At 67.5% G+C, this 25,562-nt stretch carries 27 protein-coding genes; 18 read left to right on the plus strand and 9 right to left on the minus strand.

Going from position 1 to position 25,562, the window contains the following annotated elements; translation table 11 throughout:
- Positions 1-420 precede the first annotated feature (420 nt).
- The 3 genes from smc (at position 421) to ACIOVG_RS11170 (ending at position 5,484) form a co-directional block, all read left to right on the plus strand.
- A complete protein-coding gene (smc, locus tag ACIOVG_RS11160) occupies positions 421-3,969 on the plus strand; it encodes a chromosome segregation protein SMC (protein WP_400873100.1) in 3,549 nt (1,182 codons plus the stop codon).
- 98 nt (positions 3,970-4,067) lie between these two features.
- Complete coding sequence (ftsY, locus tag ACIOVG_RS11165; protein WP_400873103.1) at positions 4,068-4,940, plus strand: signal recognition particle-docking protein FtsY; 873 nt, start codon at positions 4,068-4,070, stop codon at positions 4,938-4,940.
- A 43-nt stretch (positions 4,941-4,983) separates the two neighbouring features.
- Positions 4,984-5,484 (plus strand): DUF2004 domain-containing protein, encoded by a 501-nt coding sequence (locus ACIOVG_RS11170; RefSeq protein ID WP_400873106.1) that lies wholly within the window; start codon positions 4,984-4,986, stop codon positions 5,482-5,484.
- 9 nt (positions 5,485-5,493) lie between these two features.
- Here the strand turns inward: ACIOVG_RS11170 and lipA are convergent, their stop codons facing one another.
- Together lipA and lipB are read right to left on the minus strand one after the other, a co-directional pair.
- Positions 5,494-6,483, minus strand: a complete 990-nt coding sequence (gene lipA / locus ACIOVG_RS11175) for a lipoyl synthase (protein WP_400873109.1) — start codon at positions 6,481-6,483, stop codon at positions 5,494-5,496.
- Complete coding sequence (gene lipB / locus ACIOVG_RS11180) at positions 6,480-7,178, minus strand: lipoyl(octanoyl) transferase LipB (protein ID WP_400873112.1); 699 nt, start codon at positions 7,176-7,178, stop codon at positions 6,480-6,482. The genes lipA and lipB overlap by 4 nt, the downstream gene beginning before the upstream one ends.
- A 38-nt stretch (positions 7,179-7,216) precedes the next feature.
- Here lipB and ACIOVG_RS11185 point away from each other — a divergent pair, with 38 nt between their 5' ends.
- From ACIOVG_RS11185 to ffh, 4 genes are all read left to right on the plus strand, one after another.
- Positions 7,217-7,804 (plus strand): TetR/AcrR family transcriptional regulator, encoded by a 588-nt coding sequence (locus ACIOVG_RS11185; protein ID WP_400873115.1) that lies wholly within the window; start codon positions 7,217-7,219, stop codon positions 7,802-7,804.
- 84 nt (positions 7,805-7,888) lie between these two features.
- Positions 7,889-8,503 (plus strand): hypothetical protein, encoded by a 615-nt coding sequence (locus tag ACIOVG_RS11190; protein ID WP_400873117.1) that lies wholly within the window; start codon positions 7,889-7,891, stop codon positions 8,501-8,503.
- Positions 8,500-9,000, plus strand: coding sequence for an RNA polymerase sigma factor (locus ACIOVG_RS11195; RefSeq protein ID WP_400873120.1), 501 nt, complete (start codon positions 8,500-8,502; stop codon positions 8,998-9,000). The genes ACIOVG_RS11190 and ACIOVG_RS11195 overlap by 4 nt, the downstream gene beginning before the upstream one ends.
- Positions 9,001-9,013: 13 nt before the next feature.
- Entirely contained in the window at positions 9,014-10,570 is a 1,557-nt protein-coding gene (gene ffh, locus ACIOVG_RS11200; protein ID WP_400873123.1) for a signal recognition particle protein, read from the plus strand.
- 8 nt (positions 10,571-10,578) lie between these two features.
- Here the strand turns inward: ffh and ACIOVG_RS11205 are convergent, their stop codons facing one another.
- Positions 10,579-11,496, minus strand: coding sequence for an EamA family transporter (locus tag ACIOVG_RS11205; protein ID WP_400873126.1), 918 nt, complete (start codon positions 11,494-11,496; stop codon positions 10,579-10,581).
- Positions 11,497-11,574: 78 nt separating this feature from the next.
- Between ACIOVG_RS11205 and ACIOVG_RS11210 the strand changes: the two genes are divergently transcribed.
- Complete coding sequence (locus ACIOVG_RS11210; protein ID WP_400873129.1) at positions 11,575-12,498, plus strand: LysR substrate-binding domain-containing protein; 924 nt, start codon at positions 11,575-11,577, stop codon at positions 12,496-12,498.
- Between the two features lie 7 nt (positions 12,499-12,505).
- Here the strand turns inward: ACIOVG_RS11210 and glpK are convergent, their stop codons facing one another.
- The 3 genes from glpK to ACIOVG_RS11225 form a co-directional block, all read right to left on the minus strand.
- Positions 12,506-14,020 (minus strand): glycerol kinase GlpK, encoded by a 1,515-nt coding sequence (gene glpK / locus ACIOVG_RS11215; RefSeq protein WP_400873132.1) that lies wholly within the window; start codon positions 14,018-14,020, stop codon positions 12,506-12,508.
- A gap of 28 nt (positions 14,021-14,048) precedes the next feature.
- Positions 14,049-14,801, minus strand: a complete 753-nt coding sequence (locus tag ACIOVG_RS11220; RefSeq protein ID WP_400873135.1) for an MIP/aquaporin family protein — start codon at positions 14,799-14,801, stop codon at positions 14,049-14,051.
- Between the two features lie 92 nt (positions 14,802-14,893).
- Positions 14,894-16,603 (minus strand): glycerol-3-phosphate dehydrogenase/oxidase, encoded by a 1,710-nt coding sequence (locus ACIOVG_RS11225; RefSeq protein ID WP_400873138.1) that lies wholly within the window; start codon positions 16,601-16,603, stop codon positions 14,894-14,896.
- A 102-nt stretch (positions 16,604-16,705) separates the two neighbouring features.
- Between ACIOVG_RS11225 and ACIOVG_RS11230 the strand changes: the two genes are divergently transcribed.
- On the plus strand, positions 16,706-17,677 hold the full coding sequence (locus ACIOVG_RS11230) for a sugar-binding domain-containing protein (protein WP_363553399.1): 972 nt from the start codon (positions 16,706-16,708) through the stop codon (positions 17,675-17,677).
- A 19-nt stretch (positions 17,678-17,696) separates the two neighbouring features.
- Here ACIOVG_RS11230 and ACIOVG_RS11235 read toward each other — a convergent pair whose 3' ends face one another.
- The gene (locus ACIOVG_RS11235) at positions 17,697-18,848 is read right to left on the minus strand and encodes a glutamate--cysteine ligase (protein WP_400873141.1); all 1,152 of its coding nucleotides are present in this window, start codon (positions 18,846-18,848) and stop codon (positions 17,697-17,699) included.
- A 209-nt stretch (positions 18,849-19,057) separates the two neighbouring features.
- Between ACIOVG_RS11235 and rpsP the strand changes: the two genes are divergently transcribed.
- Genes rpsP through trmD form a run of 4 tightly spaced genes read left to right on the plus strand, consistent with a single transcriptional unit; the run spans position 19,058 to position 21,043 of the window.
- Positions 19,058-19,486, plus strand: coding sequence for a 30S ribosomal protein S16 (gene rpsP, locus ACIOVG_RS11240; protein WP_017830730.1), 429 nt, complete (start codon positions 19,058-19,060; stop codon positions 19,484-19,486).
- Positions 19,487-19,492: 6 nt separating this feature from the next.
- Entirely contained in the window at positions 19,493-19,723 is a 231-nt protein-coding gene (locus tag ACIOVG_RS11245) for an RNA-binding protein (RefSeq protein ID WP_363553403.1), read from the plus strand.
- Positions 19,707-20,324 carry a ribosome maturation factor RimM gene (gene rimM / locus ACIOVG_RS11250; protein WP_400873144.1) on the plus strand — a complete coding sequence of 206 codons (618 nt, stop codon included), beginning with the start codon at positions 19,707-19,709 and terminating at the stop codon, positions 20,322-20,324. The genes ACIOVG_RS11245 and rimM overlap by 17 nt, the downstream gene beginning before the upstream one ends.
- A gap of 20 nt (positions 20,325-20,344) precedes the next feature.
- A complete protein-coding gene (trmD, locus tag ACIOVG_RS11255) occupies positions 20,345-21,043 on the plus strand; it encodes a tRNA (guanosine(37)-N1)-methyltransferase TrmD (protein ID WP_400873147.1) in 699 nt (232 codons plus the stop codon).
- On the opposite strand, the gene ACIOVG_RS11260 is transcribed toward trmD, so the two are convergent.
- Complete coding sequence (locus tag ACIOVG_RS11260) at positions 21,040-21,633, minus strand: histidine phosphatase family protein (RefSeq protein ID WP_400873150.1); 594 nt, start codon at positions 21,631-21,633, stop codon at positions 21,040-21,042. The genes trmD and ACIOVG_RS11260 overlap by 4 nt on opposite strands.
- A 64-nt stretch (positions 21,634-21,697) precedes the next feature.
- Positions 21,698-22,480 carry a type I methionyl aminopeptidase gene (gene map / locus ACIOVG_RS11265; protein WP_400873153.1) on the minus strand — a complete coding sequence of 261 codons (783 nt, stop codon included), beginning with the start codon at positions 22,478-22,480 and terminating at the stop codon, positions 21,698-21,700.
- A gap of 109 nt (positions 22,481-22,589) precedes the next feature.
- Between map and ACIOVG_RS11270 the strand changes: the two genes are divergently transcribed.
- The 5 genes from ACIOVG_RS11270 (at position 22,590) to ACIOVG_RS11290 (ending at position 25,477) form a co-directional block, all read left to right on the plus strand.
- Positions 22,590-23,078 carry an MFS transporter permease gene (locus tag ACIOVG_RS11270; protein ID WP_400873156.1) on the plus strand — a complete coding sequence of 163 codons (489 nt, stop codon included), beginning with the start codon at positions 22,590-22,592 and terminating at the stop codon, positions 23,076-23,078.
- 171 nt (positions 23,079-23,249) lie between these two features.
- Entirely contained in the window at positions 23,250-23,597 is a 348-nt protein-coding gene (gene rplS / locus ACIOVG_RS11275) for a 50S ribosomal protein L19 (RefSeq protein WP_091037582.1), read from the plus strand.
- Between the two features lie 118 nt (positions 23,598-23,715).
- A complete protein-coding gene (gene lepB / locus ACIOVG_RS11280) occupies positions 23,716-24,444 on the plus strand; it encodes a signal peptidase I (RefSeq protein ID WP_400873159.1) in 729 nt (242 codons plus the stop codon).
- Positions 24,441-25,100: a ribonuclease HII gene (locus ACIOVG_RS11285; protein ID WP_400873162.1), complete on the plus strand. Its 660-nt coding sequence runs from the start codon at positions 24,441-24,443 to the stop codon at positions 25,098-25,100. The genes lepB and ACIOVG_RS11285 overlap by 4 nt, the downstream gene beginning before the upstream one ends.
- A gap of 50 nt (positions 25,101-25,150) precedes the next feature.
- Entirely contained in the window at positions 25,151-25,477 is a 327-nt protein-coding gene (locus tag ACIOVG_RS11290) for a DUF2469 family protein (RefSeq protein WP_017204525.1), read from the plus strand.
- The last annotated feature ends 85 nt before the right edge of the window (positions 25,478-25,562 follow it).

The raw sequence follows: 25,562 nt of genomic DNA on the forward strand, positions 1-25,562 counted from the left end.
CCGGCACGTGCCGGGGGAGGCGGAGGTCGCATGATCGGAGAGATCAGGCGATCGGGCGCGGAAGAACCGTCGAGACCCGGCCCAGGAAAGGGGCGAGAGTCTCCGAGTGCGGTTCTAGGACATTGCGCGCGGACGGATGCCGGTGGCTACCGAGTGCGCAAGGCGCGGCGCAGAGAATGCGTGCGCGGCGAGGCCTGTGGCCTGTGCGTTCAGCTGAGTGATCATCGGTAACCTCCTTCGTGTGTGGCGATCCGGTGGCCTACCGTAGCGAACGGCGTGCGCATGCGTCAAGCATCCGGGTACCACACCGGCGTGTCGCGGCGAGCGTCCGCATCCTGCTCCTACCGCGCGGGATGCGGGCGGATCGGCGGAATTCCGGTAGCGTGTGGGCGTGAATCTCCCCCGACGAGTGGTGCCCGCATGCATCTGAAGAGCCTGACGCTCAAGGGGTTCAAGTCGTTCGCGCAACCCACGAGTTTCGTCTTCGAGCCGGGGGTCACCTGCATCGTCGGCCCCAACGGTTCCGGCAAGTCGAACGTCGTCGACGCGCTGGCCTGGGTCATGGGCGAGCAGGGAGCGAAGACGCTCCGCGGCGGCAAGATGGAGGACGTCATCTTCGCCGGCACGTCGACGCGCGGCCCGCTCGGACGTGCAGAGGTTCAGCTGACGATCGACAACAGCGACGGCGCGCTGCCGATCGAGTTCGCCGAGGTGACGATCAGTCGAACGCTGTTCCGGAACGGCTCCAGCGACTATGCGATCAACGGCGACAACTGCCGCCTGCTCGATGTGCAGGAGCTGCTCAGCGACTCCGGTCTCGGGCGCGAGATGCACGTGATCGTGGGCCAGGGTCGTCTCGACACCGTGCTGCAGGCCTCACCGGAGGATCGTCGCGGATTCATCGAAGAAGCGGCCGGCATCCTCAAGCATCGGCGGCGCAAGGAGAAGACCCTCCGCAAGCTCGATGCCATGGAGTCGAACCTCACGCGACTCAGCGACCTCGCCGGTGAGATCCGGCGCCAGCTCAAGCCGCTCGGACGACAGGCCGAGATCGCCCGTGAGGCGCAGACCATCGCGGCGGTCGTCCGTGACGCGAAGGCCCGCATCTTCGCGGATGACGTCGTCGCGTTGCGTGCGGCACTCGCCGACCACACGCGCACCGAGCAGGAGCGTCACACCGAACGCCTCGTGCTCACCGACCAGGCCGAGGGGGTGCGCGCGAGCATCACCCGCCTCGAGCAGGATCAGAACTCGGTGGCCGTCGACCAGGCGCGCAGTGTGGCGTTCGGGCTCGAACAGGTGCAGGAGCGCATGCGTGGTCTCTACACGCTCGCCAACCAGCGCCTCGCGTTGCTGGGGTCCGAAGAGGACGACGCGGCGGTGACGGCAGTCACCGTCACCCAGAGCACGATCGATGAGGCCAAAGACGAGATCACGGCGATCTCCGAGGGCCTCGGTGATGCGCAGGACGCGGCGGTGATGGCGAGCCGCGAGGTCATGAACGCGCGGGCGGAGCTCGACACCCTCGATGTCGACATCGCCGAGCAGAGCGCGCTCGTGTCGGAGTACGACATGCGGCTGAACACGCTGCGGGGCACCGCTGACGCCGCGGCATCGGCCCTGGCGGCGGTGCGCGGAGCGGTCCTTCGACAGGAGAACGCGCTGGAGGCCGCGCATCAGCGTCGTCGCGAGGCGGCCGATGCGCTCGAGTCGATCGACGATGCCGAGGCTCCGGAGGGCACAGCGGCCGAGCACTCGGTGGTGTACGAAAGCGCGCAGCGTGCCGCGACGGCTGCTGAGGCCGAGCGCGAAGCGCTGCGCGAGCGCCTGCACGCCGCAGAACGTGAGGTCGATGCGCTCACGGCCAAGGCCGCCGCGCTCAGCAGCGCGCTCGCGATCTCGGGTGGCGCGGCCGAGATCGTCAAGACGGGGGCGCGGGGCGTGAGAGGGCTCGTCGGCGACTCGGTGCAGGTGCAGGCAGGCTTCGAGGCTGCGGTCGCCGCCGTGCTCGGTCCCCTGGCGGAGGGAGTGCTGGTGGACTCGTCCGCCGATGCGTTCTCCCTCGCCGCCGAAGCCGCCGACGCACGCAGGGGCGTGGTCGACTTCGTGGTCGCCGACGCGGCCCGCCCGGCGCTGCGGCTGCCGGAGCTCGCCGGTGTGACTGCGGCCGTGGACACCGTGACGGCACCGGACGGAGTGCTCGGGATCCTCGCGCACGTGCTGATCGCAGACGACCTCGACGCTGCTCGTGCGGCTCGTGCGGCTCTCGATGCCGCGGGCGATACGACGACGACCATCGTGACGGTGACAGGCGATGTGATCACAGCTCAGACCCTGCGCACCGGCTCCGGTGGAGAGCGGTCGCGGCTGGAACTCGCCGCCGAACGGGATGCGGCGAGTGAGCGACTCGCCGAGATCCAGGTCGTCGTGGACTCGCTGCGCGAAGCGCGTGAGGATGCGAACGAGAGCGTCGAGACGACGCGGCGCAACGCCAAGGACGCGCTGCGCGCGCTTCGTGAGCACGATGCCGCCCTGGCCACCCACGCCGAGCAGGTGAACCGCATCACCGTGCAGCATGAGGCCGCCGTCGCCGAGTGCGAGCGTCTGGAGGCCGGTCTCGCACAGGCGCAGGCCGCCGTCGCCGACGCCGAGGCGAAGGCGCAGCAGACGAAGCACGCGCTCGACGAGGCGATCGCCGCTCCACGTCCGGTGCTCGACGCCTCAGCGCGTGACGGTCTTCTGCAGTCGCTGGAATCCGCGCGCGAGGGCGAAGTGCGGGCCCGGCTGGAGGTCGAGACGCTCCGCGAACGCGTGCGGGCTGCGCAGGCGCGGGTGACCGGACTCGAGAGGCAGCGGGAGCAGGAGCGCGGAGCAGCAGCCGAGGCCGCACGACGTGCCGTGATCCGGCGCGCCCAGCGCGAGGCTGCATCGGGGGTGGTCGAGGAGCTCCCGCGCATTCTCGACTCCCTGGATCGATCGGTGACAGAAGCGCGTGTCGCTCTGGCGGAAGCGGAGGCTGCACGGTCGGCGCAGAACCAGGAGCTGACCGTTCTGCGCGCACAGGAGACCTCGTTGCGCGAGCGTCTGGCCGGGCTCACCGAGAGCGTCCACGGTCTCGAGCTGCAGATCCATGAGAAGAAGCTGCACCTGAACAGCCTGCTCGAGAGGGTGGCGTCCGAGCTCGCTCTCGACGAAGATATTCTGATTGCGGAATATGGACCTGATCAGCCCGTTCCGCGGGATCCGCTCACCGTCGCGGACGGTGACGACGGCAGCGATGACACGGCCATCCCGTTCGACCGTCGGATCCAGCAGCGTCGCCTCAACGAGGCGGAGCGCAAGCTGGCCCAGCTCGGTCGGGTGAATCCGCTCGCGCTGGAGGAGTTCGCCGCGCTCGAGCAGCGTCACGCGTTCCTGACCGAGCAACTCGCCGATCTCACTCAGACGCGCCAGGACCTGCTCACGATCATCGCGGACCTCGACGAGCGCATGCAGACGATCTTCGCGAGCGCGTTCGAAGACACGAAGGAGGCGTTCGGGGAGGTGTTCCCGCTGCTGTTCCCCGGCGGAACCGGGAGCATCTCGCTCACGGATCCCGAGAACATGCTGACCACCGGCATCGAGGTGTCGGTGCGGCCCGTCGGCAAGAAGATCGAGCGCCTCTCGCTGCTCTCCGGCGGGGAGAGGTCGCTGGCGGCGGTGGCGCTCCTCGTCGCGATCTTCAAGGCCCGTCCGAGCCCGTTCTACATCCTGGACGAGGTGGAGGCAGCGCTCGACGACGCGAACCTCGGCCGCCTGCTCACCGTGTTCGAACAGCTCCGCGAGAGTTCGCAGCTGCTGATCATCACGCACCAGAAGCGCACGATGGAGATCGCCGACGCGTTGTACGGCGTCTCGATGCGGCAGGACGGCGTCTCGGCGGTCGTGGGGCAGCGTGTCGGTGACCGCGCGGCCGCTGCCGCGGTCTGAGCGCCGTCGCAGTCGGGGAGAGACTCCCCACGGCGGCGGAGTCGTCTGCGGACGTCGTGCTGCATGCCCGGATGCCACCTGACACGTAGGCTGGAGTCATGGCGGAGAAGTCTTGGTCCCTCGGTCGCGCACTGCGCGGCATGTTCGTCAAGCCCACGATCGATGAGTCGACCTGGGAGGACCTGGAGACCGCGCTCATCACGGCCGATTTCGGTCCTGACATCAGCGAACGCGTGGTCGAGGAGCTGCGCGAGAAGGTCGAGCGTTTCCGTACGACGGATCCGCAGGACCTCCAGCGCATGCTGCGGGAGACGCTCGAGGAGCACTTCGCGAAGTTCGACACGACCCTGAAGCTCACCGAGCGCCCCGCCGTCGTCCTGGTCGTCGGCGTCAACGGCGTCGGCAAGACGACGACCATCGGCAAGTTCACCAAGTTCCTCCGCGGCTACCAGCGCAGTGTCGTCGTCGGCGCGGCCGACACGTTCCGTGCCGCCGCGGTCGACCAGCTCGCCACCTGGGCCCAGCGCGGGGGAGCGGCGATCGTCCGCCCGCAGCAGCAGGGGCAGGATCCGGCCTCCGTCGCCTTCCAGACCGTCGAGTACGCGATGCGGGAGGGGATCGAGATCGCCATCATCGACACCGCCGGGCGTCTGCACACCAAGGGTGGCCTGATGGATGAGCTCACGAAGATCCGCCGGGTGATCGAGAAGCAGGCGCCGATCAGCGAGGTGCTGCTGGTGCTGGACGCGACCACGGGCCAGAACGGGGTTCTCCAGGCGGAGGCCTTCCTGCAGCATGCCGGAGTCACAGGACTCGTGCTCACCAAGCTCGACGGCTCCGCCAAGGGCGGTTTCGTGCTCGCCGTGCAGGAGCGGACGGGGATCCCCGTCAAGCTGCTCGGACAGGGTGAGGGCATCGATGATCTGACCGGTTTCACCCCGCACGTCTTCGTCCAATCGCTCGTCGGCTGACGAGGGACTACCGCACCGAGCACGAGGCTGGTTTCATAGCGTTATGGCGATCGAACACGACTACTTCGGACTCCTGTCCTCAGGTCCCGACGGCTCGATCTTCTGGTCGGAGACCGTGGAACTCGGCGACCAGAGCGTCACCGTCGATCTGACTGCGCCCGACCAGGATGATGTCTCCTCCGAGGCGCTCGACATCGCCGCATCCCTGATCGCCGGGCTGGAGAGCGTGGACGACACCGCGCGCCGTGGAATGCTCGCCGAGGTCGATGACCGCACCAGCGAGGTGACCGAGTACATCCTGCAGCAGCAGGAGACCTACGGCGATGAACTCGTCGAGGTGCTCGTCGATGTCTCCGGAGACCCGGCCGTCGACATCATCCGCTCTCTCCGCTTGATGAGCATGACGCTTCTCGCCGACGAACACGGCGGTTCCGAGCCGTTCGCGGTTCTGGAGTACGCACTGGACCCGGATTCCACTGATGACGTGCTGCTGGTGAACCTCGGTTCCGATGGAAGCGTGCAGTCGGTGATGAGCGCCGACTGACGCCACCCGTCACACTGCCTGAGCGAAGCCGAGGTCTGCGCTCTCCGCGATGTGGGAGAGGTGCGGCGGGATCTCCCGGCCCTTCGAGATCATCGACTGCGCCCAGAGCCGTCCCGCCCGATACGAGGAGCGCACGAGCGGTCCGGCGAGCACCCCGAGGAAGCCGATCCGCTCCGCCTCCTCCTTGAACTCGACGAACTCGGCCGGCTTCACCCACCGTGACACCGGAAGGTGGCGCGGCGACGGCCGCAGATACTGCGTGATCGTGATGATGTCGCAACCGGCGTCGTGCAGGTCGTGCAGCGCCTGCACGACCTCCTCCGGCTCTTCGCCCATGCCGAGGATCAGGTTCGACTTCGTGATGAGTCCCGCGTTGCGGCCCTGGGTCAGCACATCGAGCGAGCGCTCGTACCGGAACGCGGGCCTGATGCGCTTGAAGATGCGGGGAACCGTCTCGACGTTGTGCGCGAACACCTCGGGGCGGGCGTCGAAGATCTGGCCGAGGAAGGCCGGATCCGCATTGTGCTCGTTCGCGAGCAGCTCGACGCCGGTGTTCGGGTTCAGTTCGTGGATCTTCCGGACGGTCTCGGCGTTCAGCCAGGCTCCGGTATCGGGCAGGTCATCGCGCGCGACGCTCGTCACCGTGGCGTAGCGCAGGTTCATCCGTGCGACGCTCTCCGCGACGCGGCGTGGTTCGTCGGTGTCGTAGTCGGCCGGCTTGCCGGTGTCGATCTGGCAGAAGTCGCAGCGACGCGTGCACTGCGACCCGCCGATGAGGAAGGTCGCCTCCCGGTCCTCCCAGCATTCGAAGATGTTGGGGCAGCCGGCCTCCTGACACACCGTGTGCAGCTCCTCGCTCTTCACGAGGGAGTGGAGCGCGGTGTACTCCGGACCCATCTTCGCCTTGGTCCTGATCCACTCGGGCTTGCGCTCGATCGGCGTCTCGGCGTTGCGGATCTCCAGGCGCAGAAGCTTGCGTCCTTCAGGGGCGGCGGTCATGCGGGAACTCCTGCGTACTCGGAGGTGAAGGCGTTCGTGACGAGGTCGAGGATGTCGGCGGGGGAGACGTCGGCGCCGATGACCTCGCTCACGGTGGTCACACCGGCGTCGGTGATTCCACAGGGGATGATCCCGCGGAATCCGGCGAGACTGTTGTCGCAGTTGATCGCGAAGCCGTGCATCGTGACGCCCTGCTGCACGCGCACTCCGATGGCGGCCACCTTGTCCTCCGACAGCGGCCGGCGTACCCAGACGCCGCTGCGGCCGTCCACCTGGTAGCCGTCTACTCCGAGCGGTCGCAGCACCTCGATCAGCACCCTCTCCAGGCGGCGCACATGGGCGACGACATCCATCGGCTCCGGCAGCCGCACGATCGGGTAGCCGACCAGTTGTCCTGGGCCGTGCCAGGTGATCTTGCCCCCGCGGTCCACGTCGACCACCGGCGTGCCGTCAGTCGGTCGCTCGTGCGCCTCCGTGCGCTTTCCGGCCGTGTAGACGGCCTCATGCTCGAGCAGGACGAGAGTGTCGTGACGCGTTCCGCCCACGACATCCGCGTGGATGCGCCGTTGCAGCTCCCATCCGTCGAGGTAGGGGACGAGGTGCGGAGCGAGTCCGGGCGTGACGATGTCCAGCATGCGGGTCTCCTGTCGACGCAGTAATTGGATCGGGTCTAACAATACTCCCGTGTGGTCCATCCGGATGCGCACCACGGCACTCGCGGTAGCGTGAAGACATGAGTTCGACTGGCCGCGCCGGACGCCCCAAGGCGTCATCTCGCGAGACCCTGGCGGAAGCGGCCTGCGAGCTGTTCCTCGAGCGCGGATACGACGGCACCTCTGTCGCCGACATCACGCAGCGTGCCGGGGTGAGCCGTTCCAGCTTCTTCAACTACTTCACCTCGAAGAGCGATGTGCTCTGGTCGGGAATCGACGAACGCATCGAGCAGGCGCTCGATTCGTTCCACGCGCTCGGCGACAAGGCGGGAGGGGACGCGGTGCACGACATCCTCGTGCGGATCGTGCGAGGGTTCGAGCCTGACCCGCTCGCCCTCGCCCTGCGCAATGCCGCGGCGATGGGGCTTCGTGAGGAGCTCGTGCGAGACACCGGTCTCCGGCACGCGCGCCTGTCGGCGGGGATCGCCGACTCGGCCGTCGCCTCCGGCATCGACGTCATCCGCGCGGACATCCTGGGTTCTGCCCACGCGACCGCCGTGCTGTCGTCCCTGCGGGTGTGGGCCGAGCAGGGGGCAGGACGCGGCACTCCCGAAACGGTGCTCCTCGACGCGCTCGGCACCATCCACGATCTCCCCTGGGGGAGTTGAGAGCGGAAAGGAGAGCACCGCGGACGATTCGTCGCCGGACGGACAGGTCATGAGTGAACAGCCACTCGAACGAGGAGGAATCCCATGACCATCGATCCCCTGGACGCCGTGCTCGACGCCGCGGCCCCCGTGCAGCGACGTGTCGAGCCGTCGGACACGCACGCGATGATCGTCGCGGCACGCGACGAAGCGCGTTCTCCGCGTCGTACCCGACGCAATGCTCTCCTCAGCGGGGCACTGGCGTTGGTGCTCGTGGGCGGAGCGGGCATCGCCACCGCATCGGGCGATTGGCTCTGGGGTGACGGACTGGAGAACCCCGATCGCGTGTACACCTACACGTCGCCCACCTGGGGTGCGTGCGAACTGCGGTTCAGCGCACTCGACACGCACGATCCGATTCTGAACGCCCAGGTCAATCGCGTCGTGGACGACTGGTTCGCATCCACGGATGTCGAGGCGGCCGCAGCTCCGCTCGTCCCGGGGTATCTCGCGACGATCGAGGCGTCCGCAGCCGACGATCTCGCGGCACAGCAGGATCCGCGCCGTGCCGACCTGGCCGCGTGGGCCGCGCACGAACAGGCGGTCGGGCAGCTCGTCCACGACGAGCTCGCCGTCCACGGTTTCACGAGCGACGTGCTCGAAGGCATGGATTCCCACGCTCAGGTCCACTGCGATGCCGAGGATTGGGGTGCGGAGTGAGCCGCGACTCCGCGCGGTTGACGCGTGCACTCGAGCGCAGCGCCGGCGACATCCTGGCCTACCTCGAGCGTCGGGTCGGCGTCGATGACGCCCCTGACCTGCTCGGTGAGACCATGGTCGTCGCCTGGCGGCGCGTGGGTGAACTCCCGGATGAGTCGGAGCGGGCGCGCATGTGGTTGTTCGGCATCGCGCGGGGAACGCTGCTCAACCATGCGCGTGGCGCCCGGCGACGGTGGGCGCTGGCCGACCGCATCCGACTGCAGGTCCGGGGCGACCTCTCCGCGCCGGCAGCGGACGCGGGTGCAGAGGTGCGCGATGCGATCGCGCGGCTCGCGCCGGATGAGGCCGAGATCGTGCGTCTCGTGCATTGGGACGGGTTCTCACTCGCGGATGCCGCGGAGCTTCTCGGTGTCCCGGCGTCCACCGCGCGGGGGCGCTACCAGCGGGCGAAGAGCGAGCTTCGCGTCGCGCTGAGCGTCGAGGCTCCGCTCGCGTAGAATCTAAAGCACCATGGCTACCTTTGGCACGCTCTCCGATCGGCTCACCGAGACCTTCCGCAACCTTCGTACGAAGGGAAAGCTCACGCCGGCCGATGTCGACGGCACCGTGCGCGAGATCCGTCGCGCGCTGCTCGACGCCGACGTCGCGCTCTCCGTCGTCAAGGACTTCACCGCGAAGGTCCGCGAGCGTGCGCTCGGCGACGAGGTCAACAAGGCTCTGAACCCTGCGCAGCAGGTCGTGCAGATCGTCAACGAGGAGCTCGTGCAGATCCTCGGTGGCGAGCAGCGTCGACTGCAGTTCGCGAAGACGGCCCCGACCGTCATCATGCTCGCGGGCCTGCAGGGTTCCGGTAAGACGACCTTCGCGGGCAAGCTCGCCAAGCAGCTCGAGGGCGAGGGGCACACCCCGCTTCTCGTCGCCGCCGACCTCCAGCGTCCCAACGCCGTCAACCAGCTCCAGGTCGTCGCGGAGCAGGCGGGTGCCACGGTCTACGCACCGGAGCCTGGCAACGGTGTCGGCGATCCGGTGAAGGTCTCCCGCGACGGTGTCGAGCACGCCCGCCGTCAGCAGCACGACGTGGTCATCATCGACACCGCCGGTCGACTCGGTGTCGACGCAGAGCTCATGAAGCAGGCGTCCGACATCCGCAAGGCGGTCGACCCCGACGAGGTGCTCTTCGTCATCGACGCGACGATCGGTCAGGACGCGGTGAACGTCGCCAAGGCGTTCCAGGAGGGCGTGGACTTCACCGGTGTCGTGCTGTCCAAGCTCGATGGAGACGCGCGCGGTGGTGCGGCGCTCTCGGTCGCCTCGCTGACCGGCCGTCCGATCATCTTCGCCTCGACGGGTGAGCGCCTCGAGGACCTCGAGCCGTTCCATCCGGATCGCATGGCGAGCCGCATCCTCGATCTCGGCGACATCCTGACCCTCATCGAGCAGGCGCAGCAGGCCTTCGATGAGGAAGAGGCCATGAAGATGGCCGAGAAGCTCGCGACCGAGCAGTTCACCCTCGAAGACTTCCTCGACCAGCTTCAGCAGATGAAGAAGATGGGCTCGATGAAGAAGATGCTGGGAATGCTCCCCGGCATGGGGCAGATGAAGCAGCAGCTCGACGATTTCGACGAGCGTGAGATCGACCGCACCGAGGCCATCATCCGGTCGATGACGCCCGGCGAGCGACGCAACCCCAAGGTCCTCAACGGTTCTCGCCGTCTGCGTATCGCCCGTGGCTCCGGCATGACCGTCACCGACGTCAACCAGCTGGTCGCGCGATTCGATCAGGCGGCGAAGATGATGAAGACCGTCGCGCGCGGCGGTACGCCGAACATCCCCGGCATGGGACCGGTTCCCGGCATGGGGCGTCCTGGTGCGTCGTCCAAGCGGGGCAAGAAGGGCAAGTCGTCGTCGGGTTCCCGCTCGGGCAACCCGGCCAAGCGTGCGGCGGAGAACGCAGGGGTGGCGCAGACGTCCGCTCCCACGGGTTCCGGGTTCGGTCTCGGCGGCGGTGCCAAGGCGCCGACCGAGGCGGACATGGCGGAGATCCAGAAGCTCTTCGGCAAGAGCTGATCCGTCCCTCAGCGCGACAGCTGACGACGCTCGGTCGGTGACGTCGTGACCGGCATCGCCTCGGGAAGTCGACGAGGACGCGCCGCGAACTGTCCGCCGAGGAGCGCGGCGATCGTGACGCTGAATCCGACGACCTGCACCGGCGTGAACGATTCTCCGGCCACGATCACCCCGAGAAGGGTCGCGACCACGGGCGAGAGCAGCGCGAGGAGCCCAGGAGCGATCACAGGCAGCCGCTGGATTCCGCGGAACCAGAGGGTGTATGCGACGATGCCTCCGGCGGTCGCGAGCCACAGATAGCCCAGGACAGCGTTGCCGTCGATCTGGGCGGGTACGCCCTCCAGGAGCAGGACCAGCGGGAGGATCACGATTCCCCCGGCCGTCAGCTGCCACCCGGCATAGGCGACGGGACCCACGCCCTCCGGGCGCCCCCACCGCTTGGTCAGGACCATGCCGAACGCCGTGGCGGTCACTCCGCCTGCGGCCGCGAGGATACCGATGGCGTCGAGCTCAGCGGACGGACCGAGCACGACCAGAGCGACGCCGCCGGCACCGGCGAGTGCGGCCGCAGCAGTCGATGCCCTGACCCGCTCGTGCACCACCATCGCACCGAGGCCGAGCACCAGGAGAGGCTGCAGCCCGGCGACCGCGGCGGCCACCCCTCCTGGTAGACGCTCAGCCGCGAGGAACAGCAGCGGGAAGAACGCGCCGATGTTGAGCGCCCCGAGTGTGAGCGACTTGAGCCACCAGCTGCCATGGGGAAGCGTCCTGCTGATTGCGATGGCGAGCAGTCCGGCAGGCAGTGCGCGCATGAGCCCGGCGAACAGCGGATGTCCCGCCGGGAGGAGCGTGGTTGTGACGAGGTAGGTCGTGCCCCAGGCGATGGGGGCCAGAGCCGTGAGCATCACGGTGATCGAGCGGTTCATGGTTCCAGCCTGAGCGTCGTGCGGGGATGAGTCCAACGCATGCTTGTCACGTAAAACATGAACAGAGATCATGGATGAATGGATCTCTCTCAGCTGCGCTACGTCGTCGAGGTCGCGGATGCCTCGAGCTTCACACGAGCCGCCGAGCGCTGCTACGTCACGCAGTCCGCGCTGAGCCATCAGATCGCAGCGCTGGAGCGTGAGCTCGGCCAGCGCCTGTTCGTCCGTTCGAGTCGCAGCGTGCGCGCGACGGAGGCCGGGACCGCCTTCGTGGCACGCGCACGCGAGGCGCTCCGCGCGATCGACAGCGCCAAGGAGGAGGCTGCGGCCACGGCGGGTCACGTGGTCGGGACGCTCCGGCTCGGGGTGATCCCCACGGTCACCGCCGTCGACGTCCCGGCGGTGCTGGCGAGGTTCCGGGCGGAGCACCCGTCGGCGCGCGTCGAGTTGCGGGTCGGGAACAGCGATGCGTTGGCTGTCGATGTCCGAGCCGGAGACCTCGATGTGGCCTTCCTCGGTCTTCGCGAGGACTCCCTGCCTCGGGGCGTCGCCGCTCGCGAGATCGGCAGAGAGCGCCTGGTCGCCGCGGTGCCCGCCACGCATGTGCTTGCCGGCAGCTCGGAGATCGCACTGTCGGATCTCGCCGGTCTCACCTTCGCCGATTTCCCGGCCGGCACGTCAGGGCGCGCCCAGAGCGATGTGGCGTTCGCCGCCGCTGGTGTCGAGAGGGATGTCGCCTTCGAGGCGGATTCCGCTGAGCTCATCCTCGGCCTGGTGGCGGCGGATCTCGCCGTCAGTCTTCTCGCCCCGGCTGTGCTGGAGGGCCGGCATCGCGACGTGATCGCGGTCCCGGTCCGCGAGGGGCCGATCCGCATCGAGTACGTGGCGTGGGACGCCGACGCTCCTCGCAGCGTCGCTCGGGCGTTCCTCAGGGTCGTGGAAGCTGCCGCGCCGACGCAGAGAAGCGGGCCCGGGAATGCTCCCGGACCCGCCTCTCAGTGATGTGCGATCACTTCACGTCGTCGTCGACCCAGTCCATGGACTTCGTGACGGCCTTGCGCCACAGGCGCAGCTGACGGTCGCGCTCGGCGTCTTCCATCGACGGCTCCCAGCGCTTGTCCTCCTGCCAGTTGGCAGACAGGTCGTCGAGACCGTTCCAGAAGCCGACAGCGAGTCCTGCTGCGTACGCGGCGCCGAGCGCGGTGGTCTCCGCGACTACCGGACGAACGACCGGAACGCCGAGGACATCGGCCTGGAACTGCATGAGCGCATCGTTGGCGACCATGCCGCCGTCGACCTTGAGCTCGGTGAGGTCCACACCGGCATCGGCGTTGACGGCATCCAGCACGTCGCGCGTCTGGAACGCGACCGCCTCGAGTGCTGCGCGAGCGATGTGGTTCTTGTTCGCGTAGCGGGTGAGGCCGACGATCGCTCCGCGGGCGTCGGGACGCCAGTAGGGAGCGAACAGCCCGGAGAAGGCGGGGACGATGTAGACGCCGCCGTTGTCCTCGACCTTGTCGGCCAGCTCCTCGACCTCGGGGGCGGAGGAGATGATGCCGAGCTGGTCGCGCAGCCACTGGATCAGCGAGCCCGTGACGGCGATGGAGCCCTCGAGCGCGTAGTGGGTGGGCTGGTCGCCGAGCTTGTAGCCGACGGTCGTGAGCAGGCCGTTCTTCGAGTGGACGATGTCCTCGCCCGTGTTGAAGATCAGGAAGCAGCCGGTGCCGTAGGTGTTCTTGCTCTCGCCCTTCTGGAAAGCCGCCTGGCCGAACGTCGCGGCCTGCTGGTCGCCCAGGATGCCGGCGATCGGGGTCTCGCGCAGCAGCGAGGAGTCCTCCGCTGCCCCGTAGACCTCGGAGGAGGAGCGGATCTCCGGCATCATCGAGCGCGGCACGCCGAATGCCTCGAGGATGTCGTCGCGCCACTCGAGCGTCTCGAGGTCCATGAACATCGTGCGCGATGCGTTGGTCACATCCGTCACGTGGACTCCGCCGTCGACGCCGCCGGTCAGGTTCCACAGCACCCAGCTGTCCGTGGTGCCGAAGATCAGGTCTCCGGCTTCGGCCTTCTCACGTGCCCCGTCGACGTTCTCCAGGATCCAGGCGATCTTGGTTCCGGAGAAGTAGGTGGCCAGCGGGAGGCCGACGACCGGCTTGAACCGCTCCACGCCGCCGTCTGCAGCCAGGCGGTCCACGATGTCCTGCGTACGCGTGTCCTGCCAGACGATGGCGTTGTAAGCGGGCTTGCCGGTGGTCTTGTCCCAGACCACCGCGGTCTCGCGCTGGTTGGTGATGCCGACGGCAGCGATGTCGTGGCGCGTCAGGTCGGCGCGGCTCAGAGCCAGACCGATGACCTCCTGCACGTTGCGCCAGATCTCGGATGCATCGTGCTCGACCCAGCCGGCCTTCGGCAGGATCTGCTCGTGCTCCTTCTGGCCCGTCGCGATGATGCTGCCCTTCTTGTCGAAGATGATCGCGCGGCTCGAGGTCGTTCCCTGGTCGATGGCGAGGATGTAGTCAGCCATGTGTGTTCTCCTTTGAATTCAGGTGGGATCAGGCGAGGTGGAGCAGGACGGGGGCTGCGACTGCAGCGATCGCTCCACCGATGAGCGGACCGACGACGGGAACCCACGAGTAGGACCAGTCGCTCGAGCCCTTGCCCTTGATGGGGAGGATCGCGTGAGCGATACGCGGGCCGAGGTCACGGGCGGGGTTGATCGCGTATCCGGTCGGTCCACCGAGCGAGGCGCCGATCGCGACCACGAGCAGGGCGACGGGCAGCGCGGTGAGCGGTCCGAGGCCTCCGGGGGTGCCGACGGAGATGTCGCCGTAGTCGGCGAACGCGAGGATCACGAAGACCAGCACGAACGTGCCGATGATCTCGGTGACGAGGTTCCAGCCGTACGAGCGGATCGCCGGGCCGGTCGAGAAGACGCCGAGCTTGTTCGCCGCTTCGGGCTCCTCGTCGAAGTGCTGCTTGTACGCCAACCACACCACCACGGCACCGATGATGGCACCGAGGAGCTCGGCGCCGGTGGCGACCAGGAACATCGTGAAGGTGATCGTGCCGGAGATCAGCAGGCCCACGCCGACGGCGGGGTTCAGGATCGCGCCGGAGTAGGCGGACACCAGAACACCGGCGAAGACCGCGAGGCCCCATCCCCAGTTCACCATCAGGAAGCCGCCACCGAAGCCCTTGTTCTTCGCCAGGGCGACGTTGGCGACCACGCCACATCCGAGCAGGATGAGCATCGCTGTGCCCACCAACTCCGAGAGGAAGTAGAGACCGAGATTGACATCAGCCATGTCTTCATTGACCTTTCATGTGGGTCACGGCCCCTCTGCCGTGACACCTGGATGGGAGAGCGTCGCAAGGAGGGCGACGGTCGGAGGTCTCGTCAGCCGCGGGTGCGCGACGAGATGTGGAGTCCATGCCTTTCGTTCAGCAGCTCACGCGTCTGCTCGAGTTCGGCGTCGTGTCGCGCACGATCCCAGCCCAGCAGTGGTGCGAGCGCGTCCGCGATCTCATCGATGACCTTTGCGTCGGCGTGGCCGGTGAACGCGATGCTCGTACGGCGCAGGATGACGTCCTGCAGGCGCGCGACCATCTCGTTGTGCACCATCCACTCGAGCTCGCGCGTCGAGAGGTCGCCGCCGGCGAGGGGGGCGTCCGTGCCCTGCTCGACGTACTCCCACACCTGCGCGGCGCGGGTGCCGTAGCGGGCGAGCAGCTTCTCGGCGCGGTCGCCGGCGCCGGAGAGGTACTCCTGGATCCAGATGCGCTTCGCCTTCTCGGTGCGCGGGAAGTCCCGCCCGCCGCCGATGGCCCGACCCGCGGTGGAGACCGTCCGGGTGCGGTGGATGAGGCCGAGCACCACGTCGGAGAGCGACTCGCCGAGTGCGCGGAACGTGGTCCACTTGCCGCCGACGAGGCTGACCAGCGGTACAGTGCCCTTCTCGTCGACCTCGATGCGGTAGTCGCGCGACACGAAGCCGGGCGCCGTGTCCTCGTGGCGGGGGAGCGGGCGGATGCCGGAGAACCGGTACACGATCTGGTCGCGGTTCACGTCGATCTGCGGGAACACGTGGTGGATGAGGTCGAAGAAGTAGTCGACCTCCTCCTCTGTGCACACGGCGACCTCGCGGGGGTCGGCGTCGATGTCGGTGGTACCGACGAGCACCCGGCCCTTGAGCGGGTAGATGAGGACGATGCGCCCGTCGGAGTGCTCGAAGAAGATCTCACGGCCGCGGGTCGCTTCGAGCAGCTCGGGGTGGTCCAGCACGATGTGCGATCCCTTGGTGCCGCCCATGAAGCGGGTGTCGGTGCCGAGCGCGTCGTTCGTCAGGTCCGTCCAGGGGCCCGAGGTGTTGACGACCACGTCTGCGGCGACTGCGAACTCCGTGCCGCTCTCGCGGTCGCGGAGGATCACGGTGTCGCCGTCGCGACCGATCGCCTCGACGTAGTTCAGTGCCTGGGCTGCCGGGTGGGCGGCGAGGCCGTCCTGGAGGACATCCAGTGCGAGACGCTCTGGGTCGTGCATCGAGGCGTCGTAGTACGTCGCGGTGTACTTGATGTTCGGGTCGAGCGAGGGGAGTTCCGCGAGCGAGCGCTTGCGTCCGAGGAAGCGGTGCCGGGGAACGCTGCCGCCGTCGCGGGAGAACGTGTCGTAGATCGTCAGGCCGATCTTGATCAGGAAGGCGCCGCGCTCCTGCGGCTTGCCGCTGCGGTGCGTCAGGAAACGCAGGGGAGCGGAGAGGATGCCGGAGAACGTCGAGTAGATCGGGATCGTCGTCTGCAGCGGCTTGACGTAGTGGGGGGCGATCTTGAGCAGACCGTTGCGCTCCTCCACGGACTCGCGGACGAGACGGAACTCGCCGTTCTCGAGATACCGGATGCCGCCGTGGATCATGTGGCTCGATGCGGAGGACGCGCCGGAGGCGAAGTCTCCGCGTTCGACGAGGAGGACGTCGACTCCCTGCAGTGCCAGATCACGGAATGCGGAGATGCCGTTGATCCCGCCTCCGATGAGAAGGACGCTCGTGCGTCCGGATTCACGGACTGCGCGTACCTCAGCGCGTTCCGCTGACGAGTGCGTCGACTCGATCATCTTCGACCCCTTTTCCTTGCTTGCCACCCAGCATCGACCTGTGGAACGCCGCGCGCAAGTCCAGTGCACATATGTGCAAGGATCGAGGGCGAGGAGGAACTCATGGCCGACCCCGGCGCGCAATCCCGCGATTCCAAGCTGATCGCGGCGCTCACCGCAGCGCAGCTGTACTACATGCAGGACAAGACGATGGAGGTGATCGCCCAGGAGCTGGGCACCTCGCGGTCTTCCGTGTCCCGCCTGTTGAGCTTCGCGCGCGAGAGCGGACTGGTCGACATCCGGATCAACTCACCCCTCGAGCGGCTGGGGATCCTCGAGCAGCGGATCCGTGACCGCCATCGTGTGGCGGCGCACGTGGTCCCGATGTCGGAGATCGTGAGCGAGGTCGAGCGCCTCGAACGCGTAGCTCTGACGGCGGGGCGGCTCCTCTCACAGTTCGTCGACTCGAACATGATCATCGGCGTCGCATGGGGTTCGACGATCAGCGCGGTCAGCCGCGGTCTGACGCAGAAGGAGACCCACAACACGACTTTCGTGCAGCTCAACGGTGCGGGAAACACGCAGACCAGTGGTGTCGAGTACTCCAGCGACATCCTGCAGCGATTCGGCAGCGCGTTCGGCGCGCAGGTGCAGCAGTTCCCCGTGCCGGCGTTCTTCGACGATCCGGCGACGCGTGAGGCCATGTGGCGGGAGCGCAGCACACGCAGGGTTCTCGACCTGCAGGCCAAGATGGACATCGCCGTCTTCAGCCTCGGTTCCCCGGCGGCGGAGGTGCCGAGCCGCGTCTACGTGGGCGGCTACCTCGGTCGCGACGACTACCGGAGTCTTCGAGAGGATCATGCGATCGGCGATGTGGCGACGGTGTTCTTCCGCTCCGACGGGTCATGGCGTGACATCCGGGTGAATGCGCGGGCGACGGGGCCGGGCCTCGACCGCCTGCGTCGGGTTCCTCGGCGCGTGTGCGTCGTCTCGGGTATTCCCAAGCTCGTGAGCCTGCGCGCCGCCATCGCGGCCGACCTCATCACCGACGTGGTGCTCGACGAAGGTCTCGCGCGACAGCTCGTCGACGACTGACGCGGACGGGTGTCGCGGCTCAGGGCTCGTCGATCGAGGATTCGGGTCCAGAGCGGAATTCGCGGATCAGGTGTCGCACGACCTCGCCGAGGTCTCCGTCCGATGCATCGGCGACAGCGATCTGTCGCGCGTGGCTGGCGCCTTCGTCGAGGATCGTGTGCAGACTCGCGAACTCCCGGGCGCATCCCAGCTCGACAGCGACAGGGGCGAGATCGTCGATGGTCTGAGAGAGATGGTCGCGCACGGGGAGCTGAGTTCCTTCGGCATCCACGATCACCCGCGCGTCCAGCCCGTAGCGGGCGGCGCGCCATTTGTTCTCTCGGTGGTACCAGGCCGGCATCTGGGGGAGTGTCTGTCCCTCGTCGAGTGCACGGGAGAAGTGCTCGACAAGCACCTGGACGAGGGAGGCGATCGCGGCGAGCTCCGGGAGCGTGGAGACGCCGTCGCACGCACGTACCTCGATGGTTCCCCACCGGGGTGCCGGGCGGATGTCCCAGCGCACCTCGGACGCATCCGCCATCACGCCGGTGCGCACCATGTCGTCCAGATAGGACTCGAACTGGGACCAGTCCTGCAGGGGCCAGGGGAGGCCGGCCGTCGGAAGCTGCTGGAACACGAGCGCGCGGTTGGAGGCGTATCCCGTCCGCTCGCCCGCCCAGAAGGGACTGGACGCGGCGATCGACTGCAGGTGCGGGAGGAAGCCGGTGAGCGCGTTGATGATCGGGAACACCTTGCGCTGGTCCTCGATGCCGATGTGGACGTGGATGCCCCAGATCATCATGTTCCGGCCCCACCACTGGGTGCGCTCGATCAGCGTGTGGTAGCGCGTCTTGTCGGTCACCTGCTGGTCGTACCACTGCGCGAACGGATGGCTCCCTGCGGAGAGCAGCTCGATGCCCGCGGGATCTGTGGCGGATCTGACCGCGGCGATCGCCTGAGCGATGTCATCCACGGCCTGCGCCACCGAGTCGCCGACGCCGCTGGTGACCTCGATGGTGTTGGTGAGGAGTTCGCCCGTCACGGTGTGGCGCTCATCGGCGCTCTCCTCCTCGAGAGCGGCCAGCAGCTCGGGAGCGCGTCCGACCAGGTCACCACTCACCGGATCGGCGAGCATGATCTCCCACTCCAGTCCGACGGTGGAGCGGGCCGAAGGCGCGAAATCGAGCGTCACGAGCACAGTCTGACACGCAGAACGACGGTCTCGGCAACACCCGTGTCGCCGCGTTTCGCTCCTGGCGCGCTGATCTGGCAGAATAGAAGGTCGGACGACCTGCTCGACCCTCTATCCAGCTATCGTCCTCCCCTTTTGAGCTTCCGCCGGGTGTGCACCCCACTCTCCAGGCGATCAGTTCGTTTCCTTCCACACAATTCAGGAGAATCGTGGCTGTCAAGATTCGTCTCAAGCGCCTGGGCAAGATCCGTGCGCCGTACTACCGCATCGTCGTCGCCGACTCGAAGACCAAGCGCGATGGTCGCGTGATCGAGGAGATCGGCAAGTACCACCCCACCGAGGAGCCTTCCTTCATCGAGGTCGACTCCGAGCGTGCGCAGTACTGGCTCTCCGTCGGCGCTCAGCCGACCGAGCAGGTCGCCGCGATCCTCAAGATCACGGGCGACTGGGGCAAGTTCAAGGGCGACAAGGACGCGAAGTCCACGCTCAAGGTCAAGGAGCCCAAGGTTCCGTTCGAGATCGACGCTGCCAAGAAGTCCGTCGTGAAGCCCAAGGCGGAGAAGAAGGTGGAGGCCCCCGCTGAGGAGGCTCCCGCCGCTGCCGAGGCCGACGCGGCTCCCGCCGCCGACGCAGAGTAATCCGTCGTGCTCGCCGCCGCGCTCGAACACATCGTCAAGGGGATCGTCGATCACCCTGAGGATGTCAGCATCAACGAATCCACGTCGCCGCGAGGCGATCTCCTCGAGGTGCGTGTGCACCCCGACGACCGTGGTCGTGTGATCGGGCGCGGCGGCCGCACCGCGAAGGCGCTGCGTACGCTCATCACCGCATTGGCCGACGGACGTCGCGTCCGCGTCGATGTCGCGGACGACTGACGTGGCGTCGCAGGACGGCAACAAGAGCAAGAACCAGCTGCGCGTCGGGCGCCTCGTCAAGGCTCACGGCCTCAAGGGCGGGCTCAAGGTGGAGCTGTACACGGACAACCCGGAGCGGCGCTTCCAGACCGGCGCTGCGTTCACGTTGCAGGTGCCCGAGGCATCTCCGTGGCACGGGAAAGAGATCACCATCCGCGAATACCGGGTGATGAACGGCAGCCCCGTGGTGTTCTTCGACGATGTCGAGGACCGTACCGCTGCCGAGAGCCTGGTGCGCGCCATCCTCTGGATCGATCAGGATGTCGACGAGGTCGAGGACAACGCCTGGTTCGATCACCAGCTCGTCGGTCTCGACGTCGTCCGTGACGACGTCGTCGTAGGACGGGTCGCCAGGATCGAGCATTTCCCGGCCCAGGATCTCCTGATCGTGAAAGCGGGCGACCGCGAGATCATGGTTCCCTTCGTCGAGGCGATCGTCCCGTCCGTCGACGTGGCGAAGGGACGAGTCATCGTCACGCCGCCGCCCGGACTCTTCGAGGAACTCCCGGATGCAACGGACTCCGAGGCTGCACCCAGCTCGGACGACGCCGCCGCCGAGTGACCGCTGATACGGTTCCCTCCGTGCGCATCGACGTCCTCTCCATCTTCCCGTCGTACTTCGACGGTCTGACGCTGTCGCTCCTCGGCAAGGCGCAGAGCTCCGGCATCCTCGACCTCCAGGTGCGCGACCTGCGCGACTGGACGAGCGATCGGCATCGCACCGTCGACGACACCCCGTACGGCGGCGGTGCCGGCATGGTGATGAAGCCCGAGCCGTGGGGGCTCGCTCTCGACGAGGTCAGCGCGCGGTCCGAGCGGCCGACGATCATATTCCCGTCGCCCGCCGGTGAGGTGTTCACCCAGGCGACCGCACGCGACCTGTCGTCGCGCGAGCACCTCGTGTTCGGCTGCGGTCGCTACGAGGGCATCGACGAACGCGTCTTCGACTACGCCGCCACCCTCGGTGAGGTCCGACTGATCAGTCTCGGCGACTACGTGCTGAACGGGGGAGAGGTCGCGACGATGGCGATGATCGAAGCGATCGGACGGCTCATCCCCGGGGTCGTCGGCAACCCCGAGAGCCTGGTCGAGGAATCGCATGAGGACGGGCTCCTGGAGTACCCGTCGTACACGAAGCCCTCGCTGTGGCGCGAGCACGCCGTACCTGAGGTGCTTCTCAGCGGAAACCACGCCGCGATCGCCGCGTGGCGTCGCGAGCAGCAGATCGAGCGCACACGGAGGCGCCGCCCCGATCTGCTCGCGCCTGACGAGCCTGCCTAGAGGACAGTCTCCACGCCGCGGTCGAGGCGGAACACGACGCCGTGCGGGTGCCGCAGAGCGAGAGCACCAGCCGCGTCGAGGCCTCGCAGTTCGGCGCGCAGCATCCGGCCGATCATCTCATGAGTGACGAGGAGCGGAGTCCCCGTCGCCGCCCATCCGCAACTCGTGAGCGCTTTGCGCGCACGCGCTCGGGCCTGCGCGTAGCTCTCACCACCGGGGAACGCCCACCCGTAGCGGTTGGCGGCACGCTCCTCGCGGACGGTGGGGAACGCTGCATCGATCTCCGCCCACGTCATGCCGGCCAGCTCGCCGTGATGCACCTCGGCGAGCTCGGGCACCTCGATCAGTTCGGCGCCGAGGCGCTCAGCGATGATGACCGCTGTTCGCAGCGCGCGGCCCAAGGGACTCGAGCACACGGTCTGCACGTCCGTTCCGACCAGCTGTTCCGCGAGCGAGCGCGCCTGCGCTATGCCCTCAGGGGTGAGCGGCGAGTCCAACTGCCCCTGCAGCCGCCGTTCCCGGTTCCAGGTCGTCTGACCGTGTCGCGCGAGGAACAGTCGCTCCGGCACGTGACGATCCTGGGGAATCATGGACTCAGGATGGCACAGGTCCGCGGAAGCGTACCGTCCCCGTCCGACAGACCGCGGTGATCCGTCAGTCCACTCCGAGGAAGGAACGATCGGTGAGGACGATGGGGCCGTTCTCGGTGATCGCGACGGTGTGCTCCGAGTGCGCTCCGCGGGAACCGTCCGCGCTGCGGAGAGTCCAGCCGTCCGGATCGGTGATCAGCTCGTCGGTCGTGGCGAGCAGCCAGGGCTCGAGCGCGAGGACGAGACCGTCGCGCAGCGGGAAGCCCCGACCCGGCCGACCGTCGTTCGGCACGTGCGGATCGCCGTGCATCGTACGGCCGACCCCATGGCCGCCGAAATCCGTGTTGATCGAGTAGCCCTCGCCGTGCGCGATCGCCGCGACCGAGGCGGAGATGTCGCCGATGCGGTTGCCGACCACAGCGGCAGCGATCGCGGCGTCCAGCGCGCGCTCGGTCGTGTCGATGAGGCGCAGGTCCTCGTCGCGCGCGGTGCCGACGACGAAGGAGAGAGCCGAGTCGGCCACCCAGCCGTCGACCGAGACGGCGAAGTCGAGGGAGACCAGATCGCCGTCGCGGAGCGTGTAGTCGTGGGGCAGTCCGTGCAGGACGGCATCGTTCACCGACGTACACAGCACCTTGCCGAACGGGCTCGCGCCGAACGAGGGGTGGTAGTCGATGTAGCAGGACTCCGCTCCCGCCTTGCGGATCAGGTCGTGCGCACGCCGATCGATGGACAGCAGGTTCGTCCCGACCCTCGTCTCGTCGCGCAGTGTCGCCAGCGTCTCGGCCACGAAGCGGCCGGCGGCGCGCATCTCGTCGATCTCGGCAGGGGTGCGCAGTTCGATCATCGGGTGTCCTCTCGTCAACTCCATTCTCCCCGATGCGGCGCGCCCGGTTCGCCGCGTGCTCACAGCGAACACCGGAGTTCCGATCGATGAGGCGTCGTACGATCTGAGCATGTGGTTGCGACAGGCCTTCTTCCGCTGGCTCCTCCCGGCGGCGTTCCTGCTGCCGCTGTGGCTGCTCGTCGGATGGGGCGTGTTCCAGGGTGGCTGGGCGATCCTGTGGGTGCTGTTCATCGCGATCCCCTCGGTCCTGATCGGTCAGCTTCTCCTGACGCTCCTGACGCGCTCGCGCCCCTCGGTGCGCATCGAGCGCGCCGTGTCGTGGTGGGACGTGCTGGGCTTCACGCTGTGGCACGGGCTCACGATCGCCGTGGGCTTCTTCATCGACGGAGCGTTCCCGTGGCTGCTGACGGGCGCGATCATCGCCGGCATCGCCCTGTTCTGGCTGCAGCTCTGGCAGCTGTGGAACGAGGCGAAGGGCAGTGGCGCGCGCATCCGCGAGACGATCGCCTGGTCGACCATCCCCGGTACTGATGAGCCGGTCCCGGAGACACGCGCTCATGAGGTCATCGTCGTGCGTGAGGTCGACCCGCGGGACTGACCGCCGCCATTTTGGCCACTGGTCCCATCCATGGCAGAATGAATGTTTGTGCCGTGACCGGTTCTGCCTCAGGGGAACCCGCGGACGCATCAGCGCCGTACGGCACACACACCTTTTTGTTCCTTCCATCATCATGCACGCGACCTGTGGCGAGTGCAGAGAGAGACGATCATGCAGATCCTCGACGCCGTTGACGCGGCTTCCCTCCGTTCGGACATCCCGGACTTCTTCCCCGGCGACACCGTCAAGGTGCACGTCAACATCACGGAGGGCACCCGCTCCCGTATCCAGGTCTTCCAGGGCGTCGTCATCGGCCGCCAGGGCGACAGCGTGCGTGAGACCTTCACGGTCCGCAAGATCAGCTTCCAGGTCGGCGTCGAGCGTACCTTCCCGGTGCACTCCCCGGTGATCGACCACATCGAGGTCGTCACCCGCGGTGACGTGCGTCGCGCGAAGCTGTACTACCTCCGCCAGCTCCGTGGCAAGAAGGCGAAGATCAAGGAGAAGCGCGACCGCTGACGCGCAGCTTTTCCACAGCACCCCGGGACACGATGTCTCGGGGTGCTGTGTTCTACCCCCGGTGTGCGACCCTTGATACTGCCGCTCGCGTGCGGTGCACCATTCGTGAAGGAAGCTGATGACGACCGATTCCCCGTCCGCCCCTACGTCGAGGCGGCGTCGCGGCTTCCTGATCTTCCTCCGCGATGTGTTGATCATCATCCTCATCGCGGCTCTGGTGTCGTTCGTGGTGAAGACCTTCGTGGTGCGCTCGTTCTACATCCCGTCCGCATCGATGGAGCGGACGCTCCTGATCAAGGACCGGATCCTCGTCGATGAGCTCACGCCGCGCTGGACAGGGTACGAGCGCGGCGACGTCGTGGTGTTCAAGGACCCGGGCGGATGGCTCGATCCCGTCCCGCAGAAGCCCGCGGCTCCGCCGCTCGTGCAGGCCGTGGACTGGGTGCTCAACGTGGTCGGAATCTCTGCGACGGATGCTCAGGATCATCTGGTCAAGCGGGTGATCGGCCTGCCCGGCGACCATGTGGTGTGCTGCAACGCGCTGGGCCAGATCACCATCAACGGTGCGCCCATCGACGAGCTCAGCTACCTCAACCTTCCCGAGGGCGACACCGCCGCCTCGAACGAACCGTTCGATGTGGTGGTGCCCGAGGGCTCGCTCTGGCTGCTCGGCGACAACAGAGACCGGTCACGTGACGCCCGTGCGCACCAGGACCTGCCCAGCGGGGGATTCGTCCCGTTGGACAATGTCGTGGGCAAGGCCTTCCTGACCACGTGGCCGTTGAACCGCATGGGGACGATCGACGGTCATCACGACACGTTCAACGGCGTTCCGGACCCGGAATGACCGTCGTCGCGCCGAAGCTCACGCTGGAGCGGAAGCTCCTGGGCGAATGCGACCTGATCATCTCGCTCGACGAGGTGGGTCGGGGTGCGTTGGCCGGGCCGGTGGCCGTCGGCGCCGCGGTGATGGATGCCGCCGGCGCCCGTCGTCGGGTACCCGAGGGGCTGCGCGACTCCAAGCTCGTGACGGAGAAGCGTCGTCCGGACGTGGCGGCGCGGGCGGCGGCCTGGGTGCAGGCCTCCGCGGTCGGCTGGGCCAGCGCGGCGGAGGTCGACGAGGTCGGCATCATGCGTGCGCTGGGCCTTGCGGCCTCACGAGCGGTGCTGGGGGTGGTGGCGCAGGGCGCCTCGGTCGAGAACGCGCTCGTGCTCCTGGACGGCAACCACGACTACGTGTCGGCCGTTCACCCGGGGCCGCTCCGGGTGCGACCGGTCATCAAGGCCGACCGCGACTGTGCATCTGTGTCTGCGGCGTCGGTGATCGCGAAGGTCGCGCGCGATTCCCTCATGGTGGAGTTGCACGGTGGTCACCCTGAGTATCAGTGGGATCGCAACAAGGGGTACGCGAGCGCGGAGCACCGCGAGGCCATCAGGGCGAGCGGATTGTCGCCGTATCACCGCGCGTCCTGGGCGATCACGGATGCTCCCACGCTGTTCTGAGCAGCGAGCGGTGCGGCTTCATGGCGCTCCGACTCTAGGATGGATTCATCATGGATGAGGAAGCCTTCGACGACTACGACCGCGAGCTCGAGCTGGCACTGTTCCGGGAGTATCGGGATGTGGTGTCCCAGTTCCAGTACGTCGTCGAGACCGAGCGCCGGTTCTACCTGGCGAACGAGGTGAATGTCGTCCGTCGTGACACCGAGCACGACTTCTACTTCGAGATCTCGATGAGCGACGTCTGGGTGTGGGACATCTACCGCGCTGATCGCTTCGTCAAGGCCGTGCGCGTGTTGACGTTCAAGGACGTCAACGTGGAGGAGCTGCAGCGGCGCGAGTTCGAGCTGCCGCAGGAGCTCTCCCTCGACGGAGAGTGATCCACCGGCCGCTGAGGCCTCACCTCCTCTGCACCGCGGGACGATTCATCGAGTTGTTCGGAGCGGCCGGATAGCACCTCGCCAG

Source organism: Microbacterium sp. NPDC087591 (assembly GCF_044743625.1).
Classification (GTDB): domain Bacteria; phylum Actinomycetota; class Actinomycetes; order Actinomycetales; family Microbacteriaceae; genus Microbacterium.

Excerpts from the sequence above, each read along its gene's own strand:
- smc (WP_400873100.1), top strand. The coding sequence starts at position 421 with ATGCATCTGAAGAGCCTGACGCTCAAGGGGTTCAAGTCGTTCGCGCAA.
- ftsY (WP_400873103.1), top strand. The coding sequence starts at position 4,068 with ATGGCGGAGAAGTCTTGGTCCCTCGGTCGCGCACTGCGCGGCATGTTC.
- ACIOVG_RS11170 (WP_400873106.1), top strand. The coding sequence starts at position 4,984 with ATGGCGATCGAACACGACTACTTCGGACTCCTGTCCTCAGGTCCCGAC.
- lipA (WP_400873109.1), bottom strand. The coding sequence starts at position 6,483 with ATGACCGCCGCCCCTGAAGGACGCAAGCTTCTGCGCCTGGAGATCCGC.
- lipB (WP_400873112.1), bottom strand. The coding sequence starts at position 7,178 with ATGGACCACACGGGAGTATTGTTAGACCCGATCCAATTACTGCGTCGA.
- ACIOVG_RS11185 (WP_400873115.1), top strand. The coding sequence starts at position 7,217 with ATGAGTTCGACTGGCCGCGCCGGACGCCCCAAGGCGTCATCTCGCGAG.
- ACIOVG_RS11190 (WP_400873117.1), top strand. The coding sequence starts at position 7,889 with ATGACCATCGATCCCCTGGACGCCGTGCTCGACGCCGCGGCCCCCGTG.
- ffh (WP_400873123.1), top strand. The coding sequence starts at position 9,014 with ATGGCTACCTTTGGCACGCTCTCCGATCGGCTCACCGAGACCTTCCGC.
- ACIOVG_RS11205 (WP_400873126.1), bottom strand. The coding sequence starts at position 11,496 with ATGAACCGCTCGATCACCGTGATGCTCACGGCTCTGGCCCCCATCGCC.
- ACIOVG_RS11210 (WP_400873129.1), top strand. The coding sequence starts at position 11,575 with ATGGATCTCTCTCAGCTGCGCTACGTCGTCGAGGTCGCGGATGCCTCG.
- glpK (WP_400873132.1), bottom strand. The coding sequence starts at position 14,020 with ATGGCTGACTACATCCTCGCCATCGACCAGGGAACGACCTCGAGCCGC.
- ACIOVG_RS11220 (WP_400873135.1), bottom strand. The coding sequence starts at position 14,801 with ATGGCTGATGTCAATCTCGGTCTCTACTTCCTCTCGGAGTTGGTGGGC.
- ACIOVG_RS11225 (WP_400873138.1), bottom strand. The coding sequence starts at position 16,603 with ATGATCGAGTCGACGCACTCGTCAGCGGAACGCGCTGAGGTACGCGCA.
- ACIOVG_RS11230 (WP_363553399.1), top strand. The coding sequence starts at position 16,706 with ATGGCCGACCCCGGCGCGCAATCCCGCGATTCCAAGCTGATCGCGGCG.
- rimM (WP_400873144.1), top strand. The coding sequence starts at position 19,707 with ATGTCGCGGACGACTGACGTGGCGTCGCAGGACGGCAACAAGAGCAAG.
- ACIOVG_RS11260 (WP_400873150.1), bottom strand. The coding sequence starts at position 21,633 with ATGATTCCCCAGGATCGTCACGTGCCGGAGCGACTGTTCCTCGCGCGA.
- map (WP_400873153.1), bottom strand. The coding sequence starts at position 22,480 with ATGATCGAACTGCGCACCCCTGCCGAGATCGACGAGATGCGCGCCGCC.
- ACIOVG_RS11270 (WP_400873156.1), top strand. The coding sequence starts at position 22,590 with ATGTGGTTGCGACAGGCCTTCTTCCGCTGGCTCCTCCCGGCGGCGTTC.
- rplS (WP_091037582.1), top strand. The coding sequence starts at position 23,250 with ATGCAGATCCTCGACGCCGTTGACGCGGCTTCCCTCCGTTCGGACATC.
- lepB (WP_400873159.1), top strand. The coding sequence starts at position 23,716 with ATGACGACCGATTCCCCGTCCGCCCCTACGTCGAGGCGGCGTCGCGGC.
- ACIOVG_RS11285 (WP_400873162.1), top strand. The coding sequence starts at position 24,441 with ATGACCGTCGTCGCGCCGAAGCTCACGCTGGAGCGGAAGCTCCTGGGC.
- ACIOVG_RS11290 (WP_017204525.1), top strand. The coding sequence starts at position 25,151 with ATGGATGAGGAAGCCTTCGACGACTACGACCGCGAGCTCGAGCTGGCA.